We start from the raw sequence: 24,835 nt of genomic DNA, 5'->3' as shown, positions 1-24,835 counted from the left end.
GACATAAGAAAAAACATGAAACTGGTCGAAAAAGTTCCAAAGGATCTATATAAAATATTTGGAAGTAAATATATGGAATTCTATATGCAGTTTCTGGTAGCGCTTTATGAGGAGAGCAGTCAGTCTTATTCTCTTCTCGGGCTTACGGAACGAGAGTGTCAGATGATCATGAATGAACGACTGGCGAAGATGGCACTGGACTGGAGTGAGGCAAGAGTCGATGAAGAAGGAGAACTGATTACCAGAGCCAACATGGCATCAGTCAGTCTGAAGCATTTTGAAGACTGGGGATGGCTTAGAAGGGATTATGATGAAACGTTGAATAGTTATGTCGTTTCATTTCCGGAATACAGTCAGCTGTTTGTAGAATTATTTCAGAAATTATACAGTGAAAATGACGGTAAGGAACGAGAGAGTGTGCTTACGGTATACAGTCATCTCTATACCTACAGTTTAGACAAAGAGAAGAATAATGAGATTTTAAAAAGTGCGCTTCATACATCAAGAGCACTTCTACAGATGCTCGCGAACATGCAGGAGGGAATGCGAGGTTATTTCGATGAACTGTCAAAGCAGAGAAGTTTTCGAGGAATCCAGGAAGTACTTGTGAAAGAGATCAATAACAGTGATAGCAAAAAATATGCGATATTGACTACAACAGACAGCTTTTATCGATACAAAGAAGCTGTAAAAGAGTTGATCGAAGAAAATCTGGAAAAGACAGAAGCAAGAAAATACTCATTTGAAACAGAACTCTTAAGCGAAGAGGAAAATACGAGAAAATCTTATCGTCTGCGAAGAATGATCGAGATCTGTGAAGAGGCGACAGATATGCTCTATAAGATTTCGAGAGAGTTTGATGCGATTGAGCGCAGATATAATAAGCTGATTGAACAAAAGACAGTATTTGCAAGCCGTGCCGCAGCAAGAATCCGGTACATTATGATGGAAGGTGTAATGGAAGAAGATCAGACAGTCGCACTGATTAATCTGATCAATGAAAGTGGCAAGTCGGAAGAGATTCTGGATAAGTTGTCTTCAAAACTTAGGTTTTCGGAGCCATATAAGATTATGACAGAGAAGAGTCTGTATCAAAGACGTGAAAATCAGAAGGAAAAGTTCACTCCACAGGCGGTAACACCTGAGAAATCACAGGAAGAGAATATGACAGAATTTGTCCTGGAACCACTGTATACGCAGAAAGAGATCAGAGATTTCCGAAAGAAAAATGAACAGAATGGAAAATTCACAGTGACAAAAGATACTGTAAAATCAATAGAAGATTTGGAGAAGTTATTTATGGTATGGCAGCATGCAACAGAATCTGCGGACAGTAAGGCACAGATTGAAGTGGCGCAGGAGATGGAGAATGAGGCTGGTTTCCGATTTTCAAAACTTACGATAGAGGGAGTAGAATCAGATGGTTAATTATATGGAAGAATTGTCAGTGACAGAAGCTGATAACCTGAAGAAAACAATTGCTGCATTATTCAGACAGACATGTATTTTACAGATGAAATATGATCCTGTAACACTTGTCCCAAGAGACAATCTGCATTATGAGATCTGTACAAGACACAGAAAGTTTATTGAAGACTATCTGTCTGTTTTAAGCTGTGAATTAGTGCATGACCCACAGGAACACATTTACCGTTTACATGGAGATGGAATCGCGATAGAAAAGATAAATGCCACCGTTACAAAAGTAATCTTACTTGTTAAATTAATTTACAGAGATAAGATTTTAGGAGAAGGCTTGAAAGCTACAGTGACGAATCTGGCGGAGATTCGTGAATATGGAAAGAATACGAATCTGATTAATTATAAGCTTACGATGGGTGAGTGGAAAGAAGCTTTATATGTGATGAGTAAGCATCAGATCATTGAAGTGCCGGGAGCAATCCAGAATGTTGAGGATGAGACTCCGATTTATATCTACAGCACGATCAATCTATATTGTGGAAGTATGGATATTACTGCGTTGATCAAAGAATATCAGGAAGATCAGTACGCGGAGGAAGAGATTACAGAAGAAGTTTTTGAACAGGAAATCCAGGAAGAAGCAGAGGGAGGTGTGGAAGATGAAAGAGAAACAGTCGAAGAAAATATTTACTAGAATGTTAATGAATAACTGGGGCGGTATCAGTCACAAAGTGATGGAGTTCCATGAGTATGTGAATCTTTTCAGTGGGAAAAGTGGATCTGGTAAGTCTACTGTTATGGATGCGATCCAGGTTGTTTTATATGGAAGTATATCTTCCACATTCTTGAATAAAGCGGCGGATGACGCGAAGAACAGGCGTAGTGTTCTAAGTTATCTTAGAGGAGCGCAGAAAGACGGTTCCTTTAACCGAGAAGACCAGGACTTCTGTTCTCAGATCGTCTTGGAGATTAAGGATACAGGAAAGAATACACATACTTGTATTGGTGTTTCATTTGAGGTTGGAAAGGCAGATACAGACATCAGGAAATATTGTTTCTTCAGTCATTCCGGAAAGATTCCGGAGGATGAATATTTGACAGAAGAAGGTGTTCCGTATACAATCGCGAAACTTAAAAAATTGGTAGAAGCAAGGATAGAATCGGCTGACAACAGAGGTCGCGGAGATGTGAACCGTGTATATCCATCGAAAGAAGCGTATTTGAAAACGGTTTATGATGCAATCTTTGGTTATGTAGAGCCGGGCCGTATGATGACAATGGAGAAAAGCGCGATCGCACTTCGTATGACGAACGGAACGGGACAGTTTATCAAAGATTATATGTTCCCAAAGAGCAAGGAAGACACAGTTGCAACAATCAGTGATCAGCTTGGCGCTTACCGTGAGATCAAGGAACGCGTAGAAGATCTGGAGCAGAGAATTAAAATGCTTGACGAGATCAGTCAGCATAATCTAGCCTTGCAGAAAGCAAGAGCTGATAAGATCTATGTGGAACAGATCTTAAAATATATTGAAATAGAAAATTGTAAAGCACATTTGCAATCGAAAGAGGATGATCTGCAGGATATTCTCAAGAAGATTGAGGAAAAAGAAGAGAAGAGAAAATCTTATTTAGCAGAGAAAGATGCTTATACGAAAGAGCAGGTAGAAGTCGAGGCAGAACTCAAAGCCAGCGATTATGGACAGAAAGAGAAGGAGCTAAAGGAGATTGAAAATACGATCCAGCTCCTGGCAACGAATTCAGAACAATGGAGAGATATCGTAAAAGGTCTTTCAGCCTGGGAGGAAGACGATGAAGTCAGTGCTTATGTGAGCAATCAGGCGCTGCATAGAATTGATGATATCCGAGAGGGTGTTGTGAGTGAAGATTCGATTGAAAAGCTAAAGCAATATTTAAGTGATGCACTCGACAACATCAATACAGAATTAGGTGATGTCCGCGAAAGAATTCGTGAGAATCAGAAAGAACTTCAAGAGAAGCGGGAGATGGTAGAAGACCTCAAAAATGACAGAAAACCATATCGTGCGGAATTGAAGCGTGCAAGACAGGAATTACAGAATATACTTAGTACTCAGTATGGAAGAACGATCCATGTAAATATCTTTGCGGACTTGTTTGATATTACGGATGAAGAGTGGAAAAATGCAATCGAAGGACGTATGGGACGTGTGAAACACAGTCTGGTGACAGCACCTGAATATACGTTAGATGCTGCGAAAGCATTTCGCAAAATGAAGCAGATGAAGGGGATCGAGGATGTCGAACTCATGGATACTGCGGCAATCGTGAGAGACAAGCCGAAGGCAGATGAGAATACACTGTACGAGTGTGTGCGCGCAGAGGAAGCTTATGTAGATACTTGTCTGAAGCGATACTTAGGCCGCATTAAGAAATGTGAGACGGTGGAAGAACTTCATGAGACGAGAGATGGTGTCACAAAGGACTGTTATTCCTACAGCAATTACATTTTCAGACATTTAAGAAAGAATGATTATGAGAAATATGCCTGTATCGGAACGAAAGTGTCAAAGGCGAAACTTCTTGAGTTGGAAGAAGAAGCAGCGAAGCTGAAACAGGAAGTGGAAGAGGACTGCCGTGTTGAGATGGCACTGCGTGCAGCACAGAAATTCGAGTGTCTGAACCAGAGCACAGAACAGATCTTACATCTTTCAAAAGCAGCAGGACAGCTTCAGGATTATTACGAGAAACAGGAAAAATTACGTCTGGAAGTAGAAGAATTGAAACGAGGCGACCGGACCGTCGAATTGAAGAAGAAAAAGCAGGAATTACTGGAGTTGCTTAAGAAAAATGCAGAGATTCTTGATGGCATTCAAAGTGAAGTAGTACAGTATGCGAAGACACAGGGACAAATCGAGAGTAATATCAAATCATTTTCAGAAAAGATAAACTTCCTGACAGAGGGATTTGTTGTCAACGAACAGCTTCAGAATGAAGTAACAGATGCGTTAAAAGTACAGAGCGAAGCAGCTTATAAGAGAGACAAGACAAAAGAAAAGGATGCTTTGGAAACGTTGGAAGAGGCGGAGAGAGAAGAACTGCAAAGAAGTAGAAATAAGTTCAATAATGCTTATCCGGTCTATGGTTTTACAGGAATAGAACATGAAAATGATGTGTATGACAAAGTGCTAAATCAGTGCAGGAAAGATTTCGAACCGAAGTACAAGGAAGAATTCGATAAGCAGTATAATCTGGTTTACTATACATTGCGTGAAAATGTGATTGCTTCCATTCATGGTGAAATCAAGGCAGCTTACAGACATAAAAAAGAGATCAACCGTCTGCTTGCGAAGATCAAGTTCTCAGATAGTATTTACCAGATTGATATCATACCGGCTCAGAATGAAAACGGACAGTTCTATGAGATGCTTACAGCACCTGAACTAGACAGCAAAGTGTTCGATGACTACGGATTTGAAGGTCAGTTAAGTCTTGGCGAGGATGAGTTTTATCAGAAGTATGAAGAAGATATCAAGCGTCTGACTGAGAAGTTCATGCCTCCGAAGGAGGAAGATGCAAGATCCTTAAGCCAGTATCGTCAGCAGATGGAGCAGTATGTAGATTACCGTAATTATCTGACTTTCAGTATGTATGAAAAGGTGGAAGATGAGAATGGAAATATCCGCAAAAATGCAGTCGATGATATGGCAGGCCGTGACTCCGGAGGAGAGGGACAGAACCCGAAATATGTTGCACTGCTTGCAGGCTTTGCGATGCTCTATATGCAGCAGACAAATCGTGATTCTAAGATCCGTCTGGTGCTTCTTGATGAAGCATTTTCTAAGATGGATAAGGAGCGAAGCGAAGTGTGTCTTCATTATGCGAGAGAGCTGGAGCTTCAGCTGATCGTATGTGTACCGGATGAACGTCTGCAGTCGTTGATTCGAAATGTAGACTGTGTATACGGTTTCCGAAGACATCAGAATCAGGTATCTATGATGCACATTGATAAAGGTGATTACCTGGATATGGTTGAGGGAAATAAGGAATAGAATCGCATGCTATAAAAAGAAATGTAAGGTTATGATGAAAATAGAAGAATAGAGGTTTAAAATGAATGATCAATTTATACACGGAGTAATATTCGATTGGGATAGAATTGATAATGACAGCTATTTAAAGAAAATTGAGGCTTTTAAAGGTGTTGAGAAACTCGATTTTAATAAAGCGATAACTTTTTTTGTGGGAGAAAATGGCAGTGGTAAATCGACTTTGTTGGAAGCACTTGCTGTGGCACATGGTTTTAATCCGGAGGGTGGAACAAAGAATTATATTTTTTCTACTCATGATACACATTCAGAATTATATGATGCAATAAGAATTTCAAAAGGTTATCGTAAGGAAAAGTGGGGATATTTTCTTAGAGCTGAAAGTTTTTATAATGTTGCAACGCAGGAAGAAGAATATGCAGATTTAAAGCACCCTTCCGCTAAATACCATGAAAAGTCACATGGAGAAAGTTTTCTTGCATTAGCACAGAATAATTTGCATTCAAATGGCCTGTATCTTTTTGATGAACCAGAAGCTGCATTATCACCCCAAAGACAGCTTACATTGTTAATGCAAATATACCGATTTGCAAAAGAAGGAGCACAGTTTTTTATAGTTACCCATTCGCCTATTCTATTAGGTATACCAGACGCAGACATCTATTGTTTTGATAATGGGCGAATTCATTTATGCGAATATGAAGAAACAGAGAGCTATCAGATAACGGAAATGTTCATAAATAATAGGCAGATGTTGCTTGATAGACTGCTCACAGATTAGTGCTGATGAAAATCGAAGGATAAAATATGGAATTGAATAAAAAGAATATGCCGTTGGCAAAATGGCTGATTAATAAGACGAATACAAAGGACTATCGCATAGGAAATCTCTCAGGAATGAAACATCCAAAGGTGGATGGGAATCTTTTGAAAACAGTAGGTGGCAGAGAGGAACTGGTCAGACAGGCAAAAGTTTTGGAACGAATTCCAGCATTAGGCGGAAAAGAATATCTGCATTTTGACTGGAGAGAAATGAATACAGATATTACGAGGATTGATTATCGGGTAGAAGTGATTCCAAGATTATGTGAGCTGATTGGAATCATGGATCCAAGAGAACGCCAGTTACAGGCAATTTCAAGAATATGCAAACTGCAGGTGGATGTATCCGAAAGCTGTCTAAGCGCTTATTGTGATCATGTGTTAGAACAGCTGAATAAAGGAAATACGAAAGAGTTATCCAAAGCGGAGGATGAAGAATTTCTTAAATGCCTGAAAGCATTAGCTCATCTGAAAGAACCGGAATGGAAGCGTGTGTTCAGCTCTAAAGTATTTGAAAAGAAAAATGATATCACACCATCTAAAGTTTTCGAACGCATTTATCAAGGTGCAGTCATTGAAGCTTTGAAATACTCTCCGCAATATGAAGAGGGCATGTCAGATGATGAGATACTAGCAACACATGGAATATTGAGTTATTCTCAGACATTAGAATGGAAAGGTGCCGTGGAGTATTGCCTGACAGATCGAAATGGCATAGCGAGCGAGAAGAAAATTGACACTTCTTCGAATTATTATGGAACAGTAATTAATGCACAGACATTAGAGCATGCTATTCCAACTTTACGAAATAGTGTTGAAAAAATCATTGTGATTGAGAATAAAGCGAATTATGAAAGTATGGAATATGATCCAAAAATTTTGTATCTCTTTTGTCATGGCTACTTTTCGCCCAAAGAAGTCCGCTTTTTGCAAATGTTAATGAAGACAGCACCGGAAGAAATCCAGTGTTATCACTGGGGAGATATGGATTACGGTGGAATACAGATCTTTTTATACAATGAGAATAATATTTTCCCAAATCTGATTCCATGGAAGATGGACGAGCCCTCTTATAAGGCAGCGCTGGAAAATGGAAAAGGAATTAAGCTAAGCAGCGGAAAGCAGAAAAAGTTAGAGGCATTAAATGCCGGTAAATTGGAAGCGTTGAAGCAATGTATCCTGGAAAGTGAAATGGAAATTGAACAGGAGATGTTAATAGGATAATGTGATTTATTAAGGGACTGTGGAGAAAACCACAGTCCCTATTATTCAATCTTATTTTCAATTCTCCAATTTCTTGGGGATATCCCATAGACATTTTTGAATGCACGTGAAAAATGCAGCTGATTCGGATATCCGACGGCATTTCCAATATCTGCGATCGAGAGTGAAGTGATCTTCAAAAGCTCTGCAGCCTTGGTCATACGATAACTGATCAGGAATTCCTGCGGAGAACGTCCAATCGTGTCATGAAAGATTTTCCCAAAATAACTTCGATTCAATCCGCAGAATGCGGAAATATCTTCTACAGAAATATCATTCTGAAAATTCTGTTCTATATAAGAAAGAGCTTCTTTAATATAAAAATCCCGGATACTTCCGTTTTGCTTTACATGAACTGTCGCAGCAGAACGCATGAAATAATCTAAAAATAAATAGAGATGTCCAATCAGATGAAAAGGGGACTCTTCCGAATGCCTGCTGAGATAAAGCATCTCTCCCATCATCTGATTGCGAAGTTCTTTTGAACTTGCATGATAAACAGGCTGGTTCAAGCTCAGTCCTGCGGTTGTAACAATCTCACGGGCACGAAGACCGTCGAATTCTACCCACGTATATTCCCACGGAAGTTTAGAATCAGCAATATAAGTATTGACCTGTCCGGGGAAAAGCATGAAGCCCTGTCCGCTTTTTACCTGCCAAGTGATGGTGTTTCCGTTTTCATCATTTGCAAGTAATGTTCCTGTTCCGGAAATTACATAATGGAAAAGGTAATGATTTCTTGCGGCAGGACCAAAAGAATGTGCCGGTGCACATTGTTCCCATCCATATTGATATAATCCAAGATCAACAAAATTTTCATTTGGAAATACAGAAAAAAGTAAATCGCTCATTTAAATCACCTCTGATATCATTATATATCAAAATGCTAGATAACTTCAATATATGAGAGAGAAAATTGCATTTTGCTATAAAACATAAAAAAATACAGATATTTATAGTCGCATAAAGATATGTTAGAATTTATTTATCAAATAGAAAACCCGAATAAAGAGACAAAAATATTCCGGAATGTGTCAAAATGAAAGGTGTATGGTAGAAGGAAGGAGTAAGGAAATGTATAAGAAGAGCAATCGAATCATTTGCATGGGATTGATGCTTTGTATGACTTCGGCAATGGTACTCGGAGGTTGCGGACAGAAGAGTGAAAATAGCGGAAAGATAGAAATCGAGCTTGTACAGTATAAACCGGAGGCAGTAAAAACCTTTGAAAAGATTGAAGAAGAATTCAATGCAACTCATGATGATATTCATTTGACGATCGAATCTCCAAATGATGCAATGACAGTACTTAAAACACGTTTTATTAGAGAAGATGCTCCGGATATTATCGGAATCGGTGGAGATGTCAATTTCTCTAACTTTATTGATTCTGATATGTTGATGGATATTTCAGATTATGAAGGCCTGGACTCTATTAAACAGGCTTACCTGGATATAGACAAAGCGCTTGAATTTGTACCGGAGGATGGCGTGTATGCCGTTCCATATGTGGCAAATGCAGCAGGAGTTCTGTACAACAGAGCAATGTTTGAGGAATATGGCTGGGAAATTCCGGAAACCTGGGATGAATTTATAGCCCTCTGTGAACAGATCCAGAGTGAAGGAATCCAGCCATTGTATTTTGGTTTTAAAGATACATGGACTTGTCTTGCACCGTGGAATGCGATCGCCGTTGATCTTGCACCGGCAGATGTCTGCAGCCAGGTGAACAAAGGAGAGACAACATTTTCAGATGAATATAGAGAAGTAGCAGAAAAGACAAAGGCACTGCTTGCATATGGACCGAAAGATCCTTTCGCTTATGATTACAATGGAGCTTGTACAGCATTTGCAAACGGAGAATCTGCAATGTACACGATCGGAAGTTATGCAATCCCACAGATTCAGACAGTAAATCCAGATATGGATATCGATTCCTTTGTAATGCCGGCTAATAATGATGCATCAGAGAACAAGCTGAACTCCGGTGTGGATCTTCAGTTCAGTGTTATGAAAGATTGCGAGAACAAAGAGGCAGCGTATGAAGTGCTTGATTTCCTTTTGAAAGATGAAAATGTACAGAGTTATCTGGATGAACAGAAAGCGGTTCCTTGTAAGGAAGGAGATTTTGAACTTGCTTCAACACTTGATGGAGTGAAATCTTTCATAGAAGAAGGAAGAATGGCAGATTACCAGGATCATTACTATCCTTCAGAGATGTCAGTAGATGCACAGATTCAGACATTTCTTATGAAAGGGGATGTGGATGCATTCTTAACAAAGTTTGATACAGACTGGAAGAGATATAACCGTGATATCATCCGCAAAGTGGAAGATTACGAGAAAGAGCATGCGGACGAAGATTAAGGAAGGGGAATTCAAGCATGGGAAAGAAATCAATGAGTGGAAGAAAAATGACCTTTCTTCTGATTACAATTCCGATTGTGGCACTGTTTTTCTGTTTTAATACATTGCCACTGATCAAAGGTGTGATTTACAGTTTTACGAATTTCAAAGGTTATGGAAGCTTTGACTGGGTAGGACTTAGAAATTATCAGGATCTTTTTACAGACAGCAGAGTCGGAGGTTCTTATCTGTTTACATTTAAACTTGCAATTGTAGCTACGATTGTGACAAATGTAATCAGTTTGATCCTTGCACTCGGACTGAATAGTAAGATTAAATTCAAGAGTGCGTTTCGTGGTGCCTACTTTATTCCAAATGTTCTCGGAGCGTTGGTTGTAGGATACATTTTCAATTACTTTTTTACATACATTCTTCCGGCTTTCGGAGAAATGCTTGGAAGCAAGCCCCTTTCTTCCAGTATGCTGTCCAGTACAAAACTGGCATGGATCGCAGTTGTAATCGTATGTGCATGGCAGTCGATCGCGATGAATACAATTATTTATATTTCAGGACTGCAGACAGTTCCGGAGGATGTTTACGAAGCAGGAGCGATTGACGGTGCAACAGGATGGAATAAGTTCAGACATCTGACATTCCCTCTCATTATTCCATTCTTTAGCATAAATATGGTACTCTGTGTGAAAAACTTCCTGATGGTATTTGATCAGATCATGGCGTTGACCAAAGGAGGTCCGGCACAGAGTACAGAATCCATTTCTTATCTGATTTATAACAATGGTATGAGTGGCGGTCAGTTTGGATTCCAGAGTGCAAACGCAGTGATATTCTTTATCGTTATTGTTGTAATTTCTGTATTACAGATGACAATCACAGGGAAAAAGGAGGAACAGCTGTAATGGAAAAAATGAAAATAAAAGAACGAGTAAACTGGCCTGTAACGATTTTACTTTTACTTGGTCTGATTACGGTTGCTTTTCCACTGTATATGACAATCGTAATTGCACTGAAGAAGCCTTCTGAGATGACGAATAGTATCAGCGGAATCCTTTCCTTGCCAAGTCATTTGAGCCTTGATAATTTTGCTGAGGCAATGAGAGTGACAGATTTCTGGCATTCTCTCGGAAACAGTGTATTTATTACACTTGTAACAGTTGTCCTTTCAATTCTGATTCATTCACTGTTGGGGTATGCAATCGGAAGAAATAAGAAGAGTAAATTTTACAAATTCATTTATTTCTATGTTGTCAGCGGAATGTTTGTGCCATTTGCAATTCTGATGATGCCTGTTGTAAAACAGACGGCGCAGATGGGACTGGCAAACAGAGCAGGAGTTATTATTCTGTACGTTGTATTTTATATGCCAATGAATGTACTGCTTTATTCCGGATATCTTACAAATATCCCGTTGGCATTGGAAGAAGCAGCCTGTGTGGATGGTGCGAGTACATGGAAAACATATTGGAAGATTGTTTTCCCAATCATGAAACCAATGCATGCGACAGTTGCAGTTCTGACAGCACTTGGTACATGGAACGATGTAATGACACCACTCGTCATCATGTCCGGTTCAGGAAGCGGAAATACACTTCCGCTGGCACAGTTAAACTTCCAGACACAGTTTGGAACAAATTATAATCTGGCATTTGCCTCCTATCTGTTGGCATTGCTTCCGATTCTGATCTTCTATCTGATCTGTCAGAAGCATATCCTCAACGGAGTTGTTAATGGAGCAGTGAAATAATAAAAAGTAAAAGATAGCGAAGCGAGAACAGACAGTAATGCAGATCTTGCTTCGCTAAAATGGAAAACAGGAGTATTTAGATATGGGAATTATATATTGCGAGAAAGACAGAACATTTACTTTACAGACAAAAAATACAACATATCAGATGCAGGTGGATCGCTATGGATTTTTGTTACATCTATATTACGGGAAGAAAACCGATGGATGTATGGACTATCTTCTGACATATTATGACAGGGGATTTTCGGGAAATCCATATGATGCAGGAGAAGATCGTACGTATTCAATGGATACACTTCCACAGGAATTTCCTTGTTACGGGAACGGGGATTTCAGAAGTACAGCATTTGCAGTAGAAAATGCAGATGGAAGTATGAGCTGCGACCTTCGTTACAAGAGTCATAAAATCTTTGATGGAAAATATAATCTGGAAGGACTTCCGGCAGTTTATGCAAGTGAGCAGGAAGCACAGACACTGGAAATCTTAATGGAAGATCCGGTGACGGGAGTTAAGGTGGTGCTTCTTTATGGAGTGCTTCCCGCACAGGATATTATTACAAGAAGTGTGTGTGTGAAAAATGAAAGCAGTGGCAAAATCTATTTAAACAAAATTGAGTCAGCAAGTCTGGATTTCCTTTACGGAGATTATGAGCTTCTAACATTTTATGGTAGACATGCGATGGAGCGAAATGTTCAGAGAGTTCCGGTTGTGCATGGAACACAGAAAATCGGAAGTGTCAGAGGAACCTCCAGTCATCAGTACAATCCGATGATGATCCTTGCAGAAAAAGAAACGACAGAAGACAAAGGAAATTGTTATGCAATGTCCTTTGTATACAGTGGATGTTTCCAGGGAGAAGTGTTGAAAGATCAGTTAAACCAGACAAGAATGATGCTAGGACTTCAGGAAGAAGCTTTTCGCTATCCGTTGGAAGCAGGAGAAATGTTCCAGGCTCCGGAAGTGATTTTATCCTATTCCTCAGAAGGATGAATCGTTTGTCTCAGAATCTGCATCATTGTATCAGACAACATATCTGCAGAGGCAAATATAAAGAAGAAATTCGTCCAATCTTGATCAATAGCTGGGAAGCAGCTTATTTCGATTTTACCGGAGATACGATCTATGAGCTTGCCAAAGCGGCGAAGGAAGTCAATATTGACATGCTTGTTATGGATGACGGCTGGTTTGGAAAACGTGATGACGATAACAGCGGACTGGGTGACTGGTTTGTGAATGAGAAGAAACTTGGTGGCACACTTGGAAATCTGATCAAGAGAATTAATGATTTGGGTGTGAAGTTTGGTATCTGGATCGAGCCGGAAATGGTTTCAGAAGACAGTGATCTTTATCGGAAACACCCGGATTGGGCATTGACGGTTCCGGGCAGAAATCCGGTCAGAAGCAGAAATCAGCTTGTATTGGATTTTTCAAGAAAAGAAGTTGTAGATGAAATTTATGATCAGATTTGCAAGGTGTTGGATCAGGGTAATATCGAATATGTAAAATGGGATATGAACCGAAGCCTGATGGATGTTTATTCTTCTGTAACAAGAGATCAGGGAAGAGTGTTACATGATTATGTATTGGGACTATATGATTTTCTGGAACGTCTTGTGCAGAGATATCCGAATCTGCTGATCGAAGGCTGCAGCGGTGGAGGTGGAAGATTTGATGCCGGTATGATGTATTACACTCCGCAGATCTGGTGTAGTGATAATACGGATGCAATTGACAGATTACGGATTCAGTATGGAACATCCTTTAGTTATCCGGTATCGGTAGTAGGTTCTCACGTGTCAGCAGTGCCGAATCATCAGACGGGAAGAAAGACCCCACTTCATACAAGAGGTGTTGTTGCAATGTCCGGAACTTTTGGGTATGAGCTGAATCTTATGAAACTTTCTGAAGAAGAAAAGCAGGAGATCAGAGAGCAAATCGCAGAATATAAGAGCTATGCGCCGATCATTCAGAATGGACTGTACTATCGTCTCTCAGATCCGACAACAGAAGAAATCTGTGCATGGGAGTTTGTGCATACAGATGAGAAAGAACAAAGTAAAGTTCTTTTAAATATAGTTATGCAGGTGATTCATGGAAATATGACAGTAAATTATGTAAAACTTCAAGGGCTTGAAGAAACAGCTGTATATCGAGAAGAAAAGAGTGGAAAAAGATACACCGGAGCTGCACTTATGTATGGCGGCATGCCGCTTCCGATAGAGCCAGGCGAATATCAGGCATATCAGTATTGTTTTGTGAAAGAGTAAAATAAATTAGTTGACGATGGAACAGAAAATGGTGAAGAATGTGAATAATACAGAAAAAATCTTTGCACAGCGTATGGAAAAACATCAGGATGAATTACGCTGGCTTTACATGGAGTTGTATGGAAATGATGCAATGTATGCAGAACTTTGTGAGCAGATGCATGAGTACTACTTGAAGCGTAGCACAGAGTTGAAAAAAAGAGATATTAAGAAAGAAAAGAATCCTGACTGGTTTAAGGAAAAAGAAATGCTTGGCATGATGTTGTACATTGACAACTTTGCCGGTAATCTGAAAGGTGTAGAAAAAAAGTTAGCTTATCTGAAAGAGTGTAATGTAAATTGTCTTCATCTTATGCCTTTTCTGGATACTCCGAAAGGAAAATCAGACGGCGGATATGCCGTGGCAGATTTTCGGAAAGTAAGACCGGATCTCGGTACAATGAAAGATCTTGCCAGATTGACAGAAAAATGTCATGAAAATGGTATGAATGTATGCATGGATTTCGTGATGAATCATACTTCTGAGGAACATGAGTGGGCAAAACGTGCCAGAGCAGGTGAAGGAGAGTACATGAGCCGTTATTTCTTCTATGATAACGGTGATATTCCGGCAAGATATGAAGAAACCGTTCCACAGGTCTTTCCTACAACAGCACCTGGAAACTTTACATGGCTTCCGGAAATCGGACATTATGTGCTTACGACGTTTTATCCATATCAGTGGGATTTGAATTATCGTAATCCAAGAGTATTTAATGAGATGATGTATAACTTCCTTTTTCTTGCGAATCAGGGAATGGATATTATCCGTATCGATGCAGTTCCTTATATCTGGAAAGAACTTGGAACAAGCTGTCGTAATCTGAAAGAAGTACATACAATTGTAAGAATGATGCGTATGATTGCGGAAATTGTCTGCCCAAGCGTGATACTTCTTGGCGAAGTGGTTATGGAGCCGGAAAAGGTGGTGCCGTACTTTGGTACAGTTGAAAAACCGGAATGTCATATGCTCTATAATGTGACAACAATGGCGACGACCTGGAATAGTATTGCGACAAGAGACATCCGGCTTTTGAAGAAACAGATGGATATAGTTAGCCGTCTGCCAAAGCAATATACATTTTTGAATTACCTTCGTTGTCACGATGATATCGGGTGGGGGCTTGATTTTGATACAATGAAACAATGGGGAATGGAAGAGCCTTCCCACAAGCGTTACCTCAATGATTATTTTACAGGAAAGATAGCAGACAGCATCAGCCGTGGAGAGCTATATAACGATGATCCTGTAACTCAAGATGCACGATTTTGTGGAACAACAGCATCCATGTGTGGAATTGAAGCAGCAGGATTTGAAGGAAATGCAGAAAAAATGCAGACGGCAATTCAAGAAGATCTCATGCTCCACGCTTACATGTTGACACAGTCAGGAATCCCGATGCTTTACAGCGGGGATGAGTTAGGACAGGTGAATGATTATAGCTATAAAGAAGATGCTGAAAAAGTATCTGATTCACGGTATCTCCACCGAGGAATATTTCAGTGGATACTTGCGGATAAGAGGAAAGATCTTTCTACTGTACAGGGACAATTATTTCAGATGTTGAACCGATTGGAACAGATCCGAAGACAGGAAAATGTCTTTTCCCAGGAAGCGGAAGTATATACTTATGATGTTCACAATGATAGTATTTTAGGAATCCTTAGAGAGTATAAGGGAGAACGATTTATTGCACTGTTTAATTTCAGCGAAAATGAACAGACTGCGTGGATGCAGGAGGAAGGCATTTTTAGAAATCTGGTGAATGGTGAAATTGTAGAAGTGAAAGATCCAGTTTTGAAAGGCTATGAATTTGTTTGGATGAAATATAAAGCATAAAACAAAATGTAAAATATAGATAAATAGATTGAAATACTGAAAGAAGAATTGTATAATTTTACCTATAACAACAAAGGAGGATCTTTGAAATGGATCGTTTGAAAGGTAAAGTAGCTATTATTACAGGAGGTAACTCAGGAGTTGGAGAAGCAACAGCAAAGATGTTCGCAAAAGAGGGCGCAACTGTTGTTATCACAGCGAGAAGAGAGGCTGCACTGGAGAAAGTAGCAGAAGAGATTAAGGCAGCAGGAGGAGAAGTTTTCGCTGTTTCAACAGATATCTCAAAGAAGGGAGATCCGGAGCGACTGATGGATCTCGTGATCGAGAAATATGGCAAGGTAGACATTCTTGTGAATAATGCAGGAATCTTGAGGAAGGACTGAAACCAATCGATCGATCTCAGACGAAGATCTTGATCGTATCATAGAGACGAACGAAAAAGGAACTATGCGTTGCATGCGTGCTGCATCACAGAAGATGCAGGCAGGAGCATCTATCGTAAATGTTGCTTCTATCGCTGGAGTGAAAGGATGTGGCGGAGCTGCTTATGTAGCATCTAAAGCAGCAATCGTAGGAGTGACAAAGCATACAGCACTTCGTTTCCAGGCAACAGGAATCCGTTGTAATGCAATCTGCCCGGGAAATATCATTACACCAATGACATCAGGAACAAATCCGGCATCACTTGACCCGGATATGATCGGTGCAATGTCAACACACAGTAATCTTAGAACACCATCTTGTACAGCAGAAGATGTAGCAAATGTAATCCTGTTCTTTGCAAGCGATGAATCAAAGGCGATTACAGGACAGGCAATCGTAACAGATTTCGGAGCTATGCTGTAAGGAAAATAAGATAGCAACTATTTAAAAAGGACAGAAAGGTTAACAAAGCGAAACCTTTCTGTCCTTCTTTGTATATAAATAAAAAAGAATGTTGCAAAATGAAACATAAAAGCGTATACTAAAAGAAAAAAAGCGGTGATTCTATGAAAACAAAATTTAACGAGTATTTGACAAAATTACGTAAATCCAGGGTCTACACTCAGGCGCAGATGGCAGAAAAACTGGGGATTTCCAGATCGACTTATACCAATTATGAGAATGGAAACCGGACACCGGACTTTGAAGTACTGGAACGAATAAGTGAGGTGTTAGCCTGTTCCTTAGATGAATTATTTGGAAGAAAACCAACTTATGTTGCAAGTTGTGACGTGGTAAAGGAAGACAGCAGTCTGTACAATGTATCTAGGATACAAGAGGAAAAACCTAAACTTGCAATAGGAGTACAGGACTTTCGTGATTTGCGTGAAAAACAAGCCTATTATGTGGATAAAACACAGTTTATTGAACAGTTTTTAGAATCCTGGTATCAGATTACATTAATTACAAGACCGAGAAGGTTCGGTAAGACACTTAATATGTCAATGTTGGCAGAATTTCTTGACTGTACAAAAGATTCCTCCGATTTATTTTGTGGAACAAAGATTACAAAATCTGTCCACTACAAGGAGCTGAATCGATATCCTGTTGTATTTTTGTCTTTCCTTAACGTGAAAGCGGGGGATGCAGAATCTCTTTGTTATGCATTGAAAGATACTGTACGTGCGGAGTATGAGCGCTTTTATCAGATACTTAATGATGGAAGACTGTCAGAATTCCAGGTAAAAGAATTCAATATGATTTATAACAGTTTATATCAGGAATGCATCGGAAAAGAAATAGAAAATCATGTAATTCGTTCAATTGCTGTTCTTTGTCAGACACTGAGTACGTATTATGGAGAAAAAGTATTTTTGCTGTTAGATGAATATGATACTCCGTTTATGTCTGCAAATTCCGAAGGATATTATGATGAAGTAAGAGCCATGTTGAATCGTTTTCTGGCAACGTCCCTGAAAGGCAACGATTATCTTCAAAAGGCAATTCTGACAGGAATTCAGAGAATTGCGAAGGAAAATATATTTTCGGGTCTCAATAATTTAGTTGTCTGCACAGTGCAGGACGAAGATTATGATGACTGTTTTGGTTTTACAGAGCAAGAAGTAAAAGAGCTGCTTGCTTATTGTAAAGCAGAATTTTCAGATGAGCTGAAAAAGATGTACGATGGATATCATTTTGGCAGTACAGATGTATATAATCCATGGTCAATATCGTGTTATGCGGCAAGAAGAAGGATGGAATCTTATTGGGTTAATACAAGCGAGAACAGTATTTTACGTAATGCACTTGAAGTACAGGGAAGGTCTTTTGAGAAAGAATATGAGGCCTTGGTCACAGAAGGTGAAGTAGAAGTGACAGTAGATTTTTCAATGGCTTATTATGAAAAAATGGACGAAGCAAATCTATGGGGACTTCTTGTAAATGCCGGAATTGTAACAATTACAAAAGAAATCGAAGAGGACTATTACCGACTTCGGGTTCCTAATCTGGAAGTGTGGAAAGTATTCAAAGAATTAACAGCATGTCATCTGAAAATCGATGAGAGACATATGGAGAAGATGTTAAATGCTCTTAAAAGAAAGGATATGGAACGTTTTGCAGAAGAGTATCAGAGAGTTCTTTTGGAATTGCCATCTTATCATGACCTGAAAGATGAGAATAGTTACCATATGATGACGCTTGGAATGTGTGCATTTCTTAGAAAGGATTATGATATCAAAAGCAATCGGGAAACCGGAGAAGGCAGAAGTGATATCTGTCTTTATGCAAAACATGACAGATATCCAAATTTAATTTTGGAATTCAAGTATACCAAAGATGAAAAAGACGATTTAGAAAAGCTTGCAGAAAAGGCACTGGAACAGATAAAAGAAAAACAATATGACGCAGAAATGACCGGAGAAGTGTGTTATGTTGGACTGGCACATTGTGGAAAAGAGTTACTGTTCACTCCCGTGTCAATCACTCCGCTGATTGACACGGAGGATGGATGTTTTGGCTTGAATGCATCTCGCCCCATCGCCAAAGGCAATTTAAAATGGCGAGATGCGTTGCTGGTCGCACATTGTGTGAACAGTAACGGAAAAGATCTTGTATCAGATGGAGAAAAAACGGTTGACATCTATCAGACAAGCTTTTATACTAATCATGTGAAGAAAACACGGGGAGCTTGTGTACCAGGCTGAGAGGAAGTTGAGAACTTCGACCCATAACCTGATTTGGATAATGCCAACGTAGGAATGTATAAAGCAGTACTTTAGAGAGATACATTTGTTGGTATCTCTCTTTTTTAATCAGACAAAATTGACAATTGAAGATCGGATAAGTTGAGATTGAGCGAGAGTTCATGAAGGGGTGCACCACCACGGGTACATTTCTTTCATGAACTCTTTTTTCAATTATCCGGAAAGGAGTAGTTATGATTACAGTAAATGGAAAGCAGATCCAGCTGACATCTGAAATGAGTGTTGCGGATTATCTGGAGCAGAACAATTACCAGATTAATAGAATCGCAGTTGAAATGAACGAAGAGATTCTTCCGAAATACAGCTATTCAGAGACAATGCTCAAAGACGGTGACCGTCTGGAGGTTGTGACATTTGTAGGAGGAGGCTGATATCAGATGGCATCAGAAAGAATATTAAGCAAAGAAGAAATCGAAACAGCGCTGAATGAACGCCATTCGCCGGAAAAACAGAAGCTTTTATCAGTCGGTCAGGTGACGATTGCCGGACTTGGTGGACTAGGTTCCAATGTAGCGTATTCACTTGCACGAATTGGAGTAGGGCATCTGCATCTGATTGATTTTGATGTGGTGGATATTACCAATTTGAATCGGCAGCAGTATTTCATGGAGCATATCGGAATGTATAAGACCGATGCGCTAAAGTCACTGCTTTTAAAGATCAATCCATATCTGGATATCCGTACGGATTGTGTGAAGGTGACGGAAGCAAATCTGAAAGAGCTGTTTGCAGATGCACAGATTGTCTGTGAAGCATTTGATAATCCGGTAGCAAAAGCAATGCTGGTGAATGGAATTCTGGAGCATTTTCCGGAGAAGAAGCTTGTGTCTGCAACAGGTATGGCAGGCTATGAAAGCAGCAATATAATCAGTACTAAGAGAATGATGAAGAACTTTTATTTATGTGGAGATCGTGTGACAGAGCCGACTTATGGGAATGGATTAATGGCTCCACGAGTTGCAATCTGTGCAGGGCATGAAGCAAATATGATCACGCGTTTGCTTCTTGGAGAAGAGGATGTATAGAAAGACATCTAAATGAATAAAAAAGAAAGAAGGATTTAAGTTATGAATCAGAAAGATACATTTACACTTGGAGGAAAAGAATTTAGTTCACGTTTTATTCTTGGATCAGGAAAATTTTCACTTGATCTTGTAAAAGCATGTGTAGAAAAAGCAGGAGCGCAGATCATTACACTCGCGCTTCGCCGTGCGAATGAAGGAGGACTTGCGAATATTTTGGATTATATTCCGGAAAATGTAACACTTCTTCCGAATACTTCCGGAGCAAGAAATGCAGAGGAAGCAGTTCGTATTGCAAGACTTTCCAGAGAAGTTGGTTGTGGTAACTTTGTAAAAATCGAAGTTGTCAGAGATTCCAAATATCTTCTCCCAGACAACTATGAGACAATCAAGGCAACAGAAATTCTTGCAAAAGAAGGCTTTGTAGTTATGCCATATATGTATCCGGATCTGAATGCGGCAAGAGATCTGGTGAATGCAGGGGCTGCCTGTGTAATGCCACTTGGGGCACCGATTGGTTCTAACAAAGGACTTTGTACAAAAGACTTCATCCAGATTTTGATTGATGAGATTGATCTGCCGATTATTGTAGATGCAGGAATCGGACGTCCATCTCAGGCATGCGAGGCAATGGAAATGGGAGCAACAGCTGTTATGGCGAATACAGCAATCGCAACAGCAGGAAATGTCGAGGAGATGGCTGAGGCATTCAAGAAAGCAATTGAAGCAGGAAGAAGTGCTTATCTTTCAGGTCTTGGAAGAACAATTGAACGAGGTGCAAGTGCATCTTCACCATTGACAGGATTTCTGGAAGACTAGGAGGCAGTTGAGATGAATGATACACATGTTAATGAAAGTATTTTAAGTGAAGAAATACTGGAAGATCAGAAGAAAAACAGAATCGATCATATGACTTATCTTCCGGGAATGGAGGATATCGGATCAGAAATCATGGCTCAGGTGATCGAGGCAATGGAAGCCTATGATTATAGTAAATATACGGCAGCAGATGTGAAAAATGCACTTGCACATTCGGAACGTACTCCGGAAGATTTTAAAGCATTGTTATCACCGGCAGCCCTTCCATTTTTGGAAGAAATCGCCCAGGCAGCCCAGACAGAGACAAGAAAACATTTTGGAAACAGTGTTTATATGTTCACACCGATTTATATTGCAAACTATTGTGAAAACTATTGTATTTATTGTGGATTTAACTGTCACAATAAGATCAACCGTGCGCAATTGAATGCAGAAGAGATTGAGAAAGAAATGGCAGCAATCGCAGAGACAGGATTACAGGAAATCCTGATCCTGACAGGGGAAAGCCGCAACAAATCTACAGTAGAGTATATTGGAGAGGCATGCAAGATTGCAAGAAAGTATTTCAAAGTGATCGGTCTGGAAATCTATCCGGTCAATTCAGATGAGTATGCGTATCTGCATGAATGTGGAGCTGACTATGTAACAGTATTCCAGGAAACATATAATTCAGATAAGTACGAGACGCTTCATCTGGCAGGACATAAAAGAATCTTCCCATACCGTGTCAATGCACAGGAGAGAGCAGTGAAAGGTGGTATGCGAGGAGTCGGATTCGGTGCGCTTTTAGGACTGGATGATTTTAGAAAAGATGCTTTTGCAACAGGATATCACGCATATCTGTTACAGAGAAAATATCCACATGCAGAAATCGCATTTTCCTGCCCAAGACTTCGCCCAATCATCAATAATGACAGAATCAATCCGATGGATGTTCATGAGCCACAGCTTCTGCAGGTTGTCTGTGCATATCGTCTGTTTATGCCATTTGCAAGCATTACAGTTTCAACAAGAGAGTGTGCGCGTGTCAGAGATAATCTTGTAAATATTGCAGCAACTAAGATTTCAGCAGGGGTAAGCACAGGAATTGGAAGCCATGTGGATGATATCGAGGATAAGGGCGATGACCAGTTTGAGATTTCAGATGAACGTTCGGTAGATGAGGTTTATGATGCATTATTGAAAAATAATCTCCAGCCGGTTATGAGTGATTATATTTATGTGTAAGATGAAATGCGATTTATCGGAGATAGATTTGAAAATTATAGCTGTCAGTAATAGAAAACTGTGCGAAAGACCATTTTTGGAGCAGATTGAACGGGTTTGTCAGATGAAACCGCAGGCAATTATTTTGCGTGAAAAAGATCTGTCAGAAGAGGAATATCGGATTCTGTCAGAAGAAGTTCTGTCTGTTTGCAAGAAGTATGAGATTCCGTGTATTTTACATAAGTTCTGGAAAACAGCACTGGAATTGGAATGTACATCTGTACATCTGCCATTGCCGGAATTAAGGAAACTTCCGGAAGGTGTGAAAGAACAATTTCAAAGAATCGGTACTTCCGTTCATTCAGTGGAAGATGCAAAGGAAGCAGAAAGACTTGGTGTGTCTTACATGACAGCAGGACATATTTATGTTACAGATTGCAAGAAAGGCCTGGCACCGAGAGGGCTTGGATTCTTAAAAGATGTCTGCAGTACGGTGAATGTTCCGGTATATGCGATTGGTGGAATCAAGTTTGATGAAAAACAGTGGGAAGAATTGAAACAAAAAGGCGCTTCCGGTGGATGTATTATGTCCGGAATGATGGAGGTGTAAACCGTGAAGGTGGACGTACTGTAGGATCAGGAAGTGTTGCTACAATCATCGAGTAATACAATCTGAATATAGATTTGTTATCGCAAGATAACGTTGTGTCCAAACGTAAGATACCCGTAGAACTTCGGTTCTACGGGTTTTTCTGTTACCTGGAAATATGTAAAAAGAGCAGTAAAGAATAACGAACAGTATAGAAAAACGGTTGCCGGGAGAGTATCCTGACAACCGTTTGTGATAACAGAATGATAACAAAATATGTAGTTAATCAGCTTGATTTGAAGATTCATTCTGCGAGTTAGTACAAATTTCGATGGTTTGTTTACAAATTTTGTCTTCATTAATTCCAGCAAGATGTAATGAAAGCTTTACAAGTAGTTGATCTCTTACATCAGAATTGGAAATTTCTTTCGTCATATGCATTGCGTGTGTTGTATTTGAATCTAAAGTGAGTTTGTCGAAAAACTCAGATATTTTTTCATTTGCTTTATTAGACAATGTGAAAAATAGAGCAGATGTTGCTTCAATAATAATACCAGAAATATATCCAACAGCAGAAGGATTATCTGAAGCAATATATATAAAAGTTGTAATAATTAAAACAGCAAATCCGGCAATAGCACCCCAAAAGCTAAGCCAAAATGCCCACTTTGACTGTTTGAGTCTTTGAGTGTGATAATTGTTTTTGGCTTTGTCTGGTAGCCATGTATCGTCAGCAATAGTTATTTGTGATTTTTTCTCTTTTGAGTGTAAAAATGTATTATTGGTTTCAGAAATTATTTTTGAATCATTAGTATGAATTTCGGACATTGACTACTCCTTTAACAATCCAGTTGATAAAACATTGATAAAAATTGTATTGCCACAATTCGAACAGGTGACAGGCACAACGGGAGTGATAGCACTTGAGGGACCGCCAATAACCAAATCTCCATTGTTAAATTCACGAAGTTCAAAAACTTTATTACTGACATTCCAATTTCCAGCATGACACATTGGACAAGTACTTCCTTGCCATTTAGAATTTAAAAAGTTTATAATTTCATTGTTATTTATTTTTTTCATGGTATTCGTTCCTTTCAAACATTTTATATTAAGTTAAAGAATATGCCTTGATAGTATTGCCCTCGGTACCTTTTTAACGATAGTATGACAACCTATCGTAGTTCCCATGGCACGCAGTTTCCATTCTTCCTGGGTAGCGTTCAGCTTACCCATTTCTTCCTGTCTTTTATCTTCATCTTCAATAGCTAATATTTCAGCTTTTTCCTTTTCATAGACATTTTTAAATTGACACCATTTCCAGAAAAAGTCCTACATTGTAGGATTATCGAACGTCAGTGAAACCTTCTGATCAGGTGTTTCTGCAAGTGAGAGGTTCACTGAATTATCAATAGAAAACAACAGGGAGAGCACATCTCCGACTGTTTCAATATTAAAATCCAGAAAAACACTAACATTTAATCCCAGTGCAGTTGCTATCTTTTCTAACTGATCCGGTTTTGGATTCCGGATTCCCAGTTCATATTTTCTGATCGTACCTACGTTAATGCCGGACAGCTCGGCTAACTGTATCTGACTGTACCCTCTGAATTCCCGGTATGCCCGGATTTTTTTACCTACCATAATGCTGTTTCCTTAATAATATTTGTGATTCTATTCTAGCACAAAAGTGAATGATACGAAAGAGGGTGATTTTCGCAGAGTATGAAAATGTAGAACGGAATATAAAAATAAAATTCGCAAAAGGTTATTGACAAAGTCACAAAAGTAAATTGCAGTAAAAAACATCAAAAGAGTCACAAAAGTAACTGGAAAGAAGGACAATATGAGAACTAATTATATGATGATTGTTGATGATGTCATGGAAGAATTAGGTGTAAAACGCAGTAAGGCATATTCCATTCTGAAGCAGCTTAATGATGAACTGGCAAAGGAAGGATATGTGGCAGTTCGTGGGAAGATACCACGTCCTTATTGGGAAACAAAATTTTATGGATGCTCTCAGAGAGCAGTATGAAGTCCAGCTAATAAATGTCAATAGTTAAATGAAAAAATTGCTCTTATTTTCTGGCTAAAAAAGGGTAGACATCCCCCTTGGTGAAAATATCGTTCTTTTGAAAGATATTGATTCGTTGGATGTACAGTATTTTATGCAGCCATGTCGCATTTGGAAGCATTGTATTGTTTGATATGCTCC

General features: G+C 39.3%; 24 protein-coding genes and 1 riboswitch. Of the genes, 20 read left to right on the top strand and 4 right to left on the bottom strand.

Annotated features, from left to right (window positions below; genetic code table 11):
* The first annotated feature begins 15 nt into the window (after positions 1-15).
* The 5 genes from DXB52_RS05865 to DXB52_RS05845 all read left to right on the top strand — a co-directional run bounded on the left by DXB52_RS05865 (position 16) and on the right by DXB52_RS05845 (position 7,496).
* Entirely contained in the window at positions 16-1,428 is a 1,413-nt protein-coding gene (locus DXB52_RS05865) for a Wadjet anti-phage system protein JetA family protein (protein ID WP_015529547.1), read from the top strand.
* Positions 1,421-2,116: a DUF4194 domain-containing protein gene (locus DXB52_RS05860; RefSeq protein ID WP_118106735.1), complete on the top strand. Its 696-nt coding sequence runs from the start codon at positions 1,421-1,423 to the stop codon at positions 2,114-2,116. Before DXB52_RS05865 ends, DXB52_RS05860 begins: the two co-directional genes overlap by 8 nt.
* On the top strand, positions 2,082-5,453 hold the full coding sequence (locus DXB52_RS05855) for an SbcC/MukB-like Walker B domain-containing protein (protein ID WP_118106734.1): 3,372 nt from the start codon (positions 2,082-2,084) through the stop codon (positions 5,451-5,453). The genes DXB52_RS05860 and DXB52_RS05855 overlap by 35 nt, the downstream gene beginning before the upstream one ends.
* A 61-nt stretch (positions 5,454-5,514) precedes the next feature.
* Positions 5,515-6,231, top strand: a complete 717-nt coding sequence (locus tag DXB52_RS05850; protein ID WP_118106733.1) for an AAA family ATPase — start codon at positions 5,515-5,517, stop codon at positions 6,229-6,231.
* Between the two features lie 26 nt (positions 6,232-6,257).
* Positions 6,258-7,496, top strand: a complete 1,239-nt coding sequence (locus DXB52_RS05845) for a Wadjet anti-phage system protein JetD domain-containing protein (RefSeq protein WP_118106732.1) — start codon at positions 6,258-6,260, stop codon at positions 7,494-7,496.
* Positions 7,497-7,537: 41 nt separating this feature from the next.
* Here the strand turns inward: DXB52_RS05845 and DXB52_RS05840 are convergent, their stop codons facing one another.
* Complete coding sequence (locus tag DXB52_RS05840) at positions 7,538-8,386, bottom strand: AraC family transcriptional regulator (protein WP_118106731.1); 849 nt, start codon at positions 8,384-8,386, stop codon at positions 7,538-7,540.
* 223 nt (positions 8,387-8,609) lie between these two features.
* On the opposite strand from DXB52_RS05840, the gene DXB52_RS05835 reads away from it, so the two are divergent.
* From DXB52_RS05835 to DXB52_RS05780, 14 genes are all read left to right on the top strand, one after another.
* Positions 8,610-9,902: an ABC transporter substrate-binding protein gene (locus DXB52_RS05835; RefSeq protein WP_118106730.1), complete on the top strand. Its 1,293-nt coding sequence runs from the start codon at positions 8,610-8,612 to the stop codon at positions 9,900-9,902.
* A 32-nt stretch (positions 9,903-9,934) separates the two neighbouring features.
* Positions 9,935-10,798 carry a carbohydrate ABC transporter permease gene (locus DXB52_RS05830; protein ID WP_472519986.1) on the top strand — a complete coding sequence of 288 codons (864 nt, stop codon included), beginning with the start codon at positions 9,935-9,937 and terminating at the stop codon, positions 10,796-10,798.
* Positions 10,798-11,643, top strand: coding sequence for a carbohydrate ABC transporter permease (locus tag DXB52_RS05825; RefSeq protein WP_015529572.1), 846 nt, complete (start codon positions 10,798-10,800; stop codon positions 11,641-11,643). The genes DXB52_RS05830 and DXB52_RS05825 overlap by 1 nt, the downstream gene beginning before the upstream one ends.
* Before the next feature lie 82 nt (positions 11,644-11,725).
* A complete protein-coding gene (locus tag DXB52_RS16770; protein WP_472519979.1) occupies positions 11,726-12,637 on the top strand; it encodes a glycoside hydrolase family 36 N-terminal domain-containing protein in 912 nt (303 codons plus the stop codon).
* Positions 12,638-12,642: 5 nt separating this feature from the next.
* Positions 12,643-13,914, top strand: coding sequence for an alpha-galactosidase (locus DXB52_RS16765; RefSeq protein ID WP_472519978.1), 1,272 nt, complete (start codon positions 12,643-12,645; stop codon positions 13,912-13,914).
* Between the two features lie 16 nt (positions 13,915-13,930).
* Complete coding sequence (locus DXB52_RS05815; RefSeq protein WP_118106729.1) at positions 13,931-15,793, top strand: amylosucrase; 1,863 nt, start codon at positions 13,931-13,933, stop codon at positions 15,791-15,793.
* Positions 15,794-15,882: 89 nt separating this feature from the next.
* A complete protein-coding gene (locus tag DXB52_RS16760; RefSeq protein WP_472519977.1) occupies positions 15,883-16,176 on the top strand; it encodes an SDR family NAD(P)-dependent oxidoreductase in 294 nt (97 codons plus the stop codon).
* Between the two features lie 13 nt (positions 16,177-16,189).
* Entirely contained in the window at positions 16,190-16,639 is a 450-nt protein-coding gene (locus tag DXB52_RS16755) for an SDR family oxidoreductase (RefSeq protein ID WP_472519985.1), read from the top strand.
* Positions 16,640-16,782: 143 nt separating this feature from the next.
* Positions 16,783-18,921, top strand: coding sequence for an AAA family ATPase (locus tag DXB52_RS05805; protein ID WP_181989168.1), 2,139 nt, complete (start codon positions 16,783-16,785; stop codon positions 18,919-18,921).
* Positions 18,888-18,993, top strand: a riboswitch (TPP riboswitch). (Overlaps the previous gene by 34 nt.)
* 161 nt (positions 18,994-19,154) lie before the next feature.
* Positions 19,155-19,352 carry a sulfur carrier protein ThiS gene (thiS, locus tag DXB52_RS05800; RefSeq protein ID WP_020436697.1) on the top strand — a complete coding sequence of 66 codons (198 nt, stop codon included), beginning with the start codon at positions 19,155-19,157 and terminating at the stop codon, positions 19,350-19,352.
* A 6-nt stretch (positions 19,353-19,358) separates the two neighbouring features.
* Complete coding sequence (gene thiF / locus DXB52_RS05795) at positions 19,359-20,006, top strand: sulfur carrier protein ThiS adenylyltransferase ThiF (RefSeq protein WP_118106728.1); 648 nt, start codon at positions 19,359-19,361, stop codon at positions 20,004-20,006.
* A gap of 42 nt (positions 20,007-20,048) precedes the next feature.
* Entirely contained in the window at positions 20,049-20,822 is a 774-nt protein-coding gene (locus tag DXB52_RS05790) for a thiazole synthase (protein ID WP_117825034.1), read from the top strand.
* Positions 20,823-20,834: 12 nt separating this feature from the next.
* Entirely contained in the window at positions 20,835-22,049 is a 1,215-nt protein-coding gene (gene thiH, locus DXB52_RS05785) for a 2-iminoacetate synthase ThiH (RefSeq protein ID WP_118106727.1), read from the top strand.
* Positions 22,050-22,077: 28 nt separating this feature from the next.
* The gene (locus tag DXB52_RS05780) at positions 22,078-22,638 is read left to right on the top strand and encodes a thiamine phosphate synthase (protein WP_330677888.1); all 561 of its coding nucleotides are present in this window, start codon (positions 22,078-22,080) and stop codon (positions 22,636-22,638) included.
* A gap of 261 nt (positions 22,639-22,899) precedes the next feature.
* Here the strand turns inward: DXB52_RS05780 and DXB52_RS05775 are convergent, their stop codons facing one another.
* The 3 genes from DXB52_RS05775 to DXB52_RS16750 all read right to left on the bottom strand — a co-directional run bounded on the left by DXB52_RS05775 (position 22,900) and on the right by DXB52_RS16750 (position 24,261).
* The gene (locus DXB52_RS05775) at positions 22,900-23,445 is read right to left on the bottom strand and encodes a TRADD-N-associated membrane domain-containing protein (RefSeq protein ID WP_009461571.1); all 546 of its coding nucleotides are present in this window, start codon (positions 23,443-23,445) and stop codon (positions 22,900-22,902) included.
* Between the two features lie 3 nt (positions 23,446-23,448).
* Positions 23,449-23,700: a hypothetical protein gene (locus DXB52_RS05770; RefSeq protein WP_118106725.1), complete on the bottom strand. Its 252-nt coding sequence runs from the start codon at positions 23,698-23,700 to the stop codon at positions 23,449-23,451.
* A gap of 249 nt (positions 23,701-23,949) precedes the next feature.
* Complete coding sequence (locus DXB52_RS16750; RefSeq protein ID WP_270370477.1) at positions 23,950-24,261, bottom strand: helix-turn-helix domain-containing protein; 312 nt, start codon at positions 24,259-24,261, stop codon at positions 23,950-23,952.
* Between the two features lie 202 nt (positions 24,262-24,463).
* On the opposite strand from DXB52_RS16750, the gene DXB52_RS05760 reads away from it, so the two are divergent.
* Positions 24,464-24,655, top strand: a complete 192-nt coding sequence (locus DXB52_RS05760) for a helix-turn-helix domain-containing protein (protein WP_118106724.1) — start codon at positions 24,464-24,466, stop codon at positions 24,653-24,655.
* Positions 24,656-24,835: the final 180 nt, after the last annotated feature.

The organism is Ruminococcus sp. OM04-4AA (assembly GCF_003462585.1).
GTDB classification, from domain to species: Bacteria; Bacillota; Clostridia; order Lachnospirales; family Lachnospiraceae; genus Mediterraneibacter; species Mediterraneibacter faecis.
Note: the sequence above shows the minus strand (reverse complement) of the source record. Positions and strands in the feature narration are given on the sequence as shown.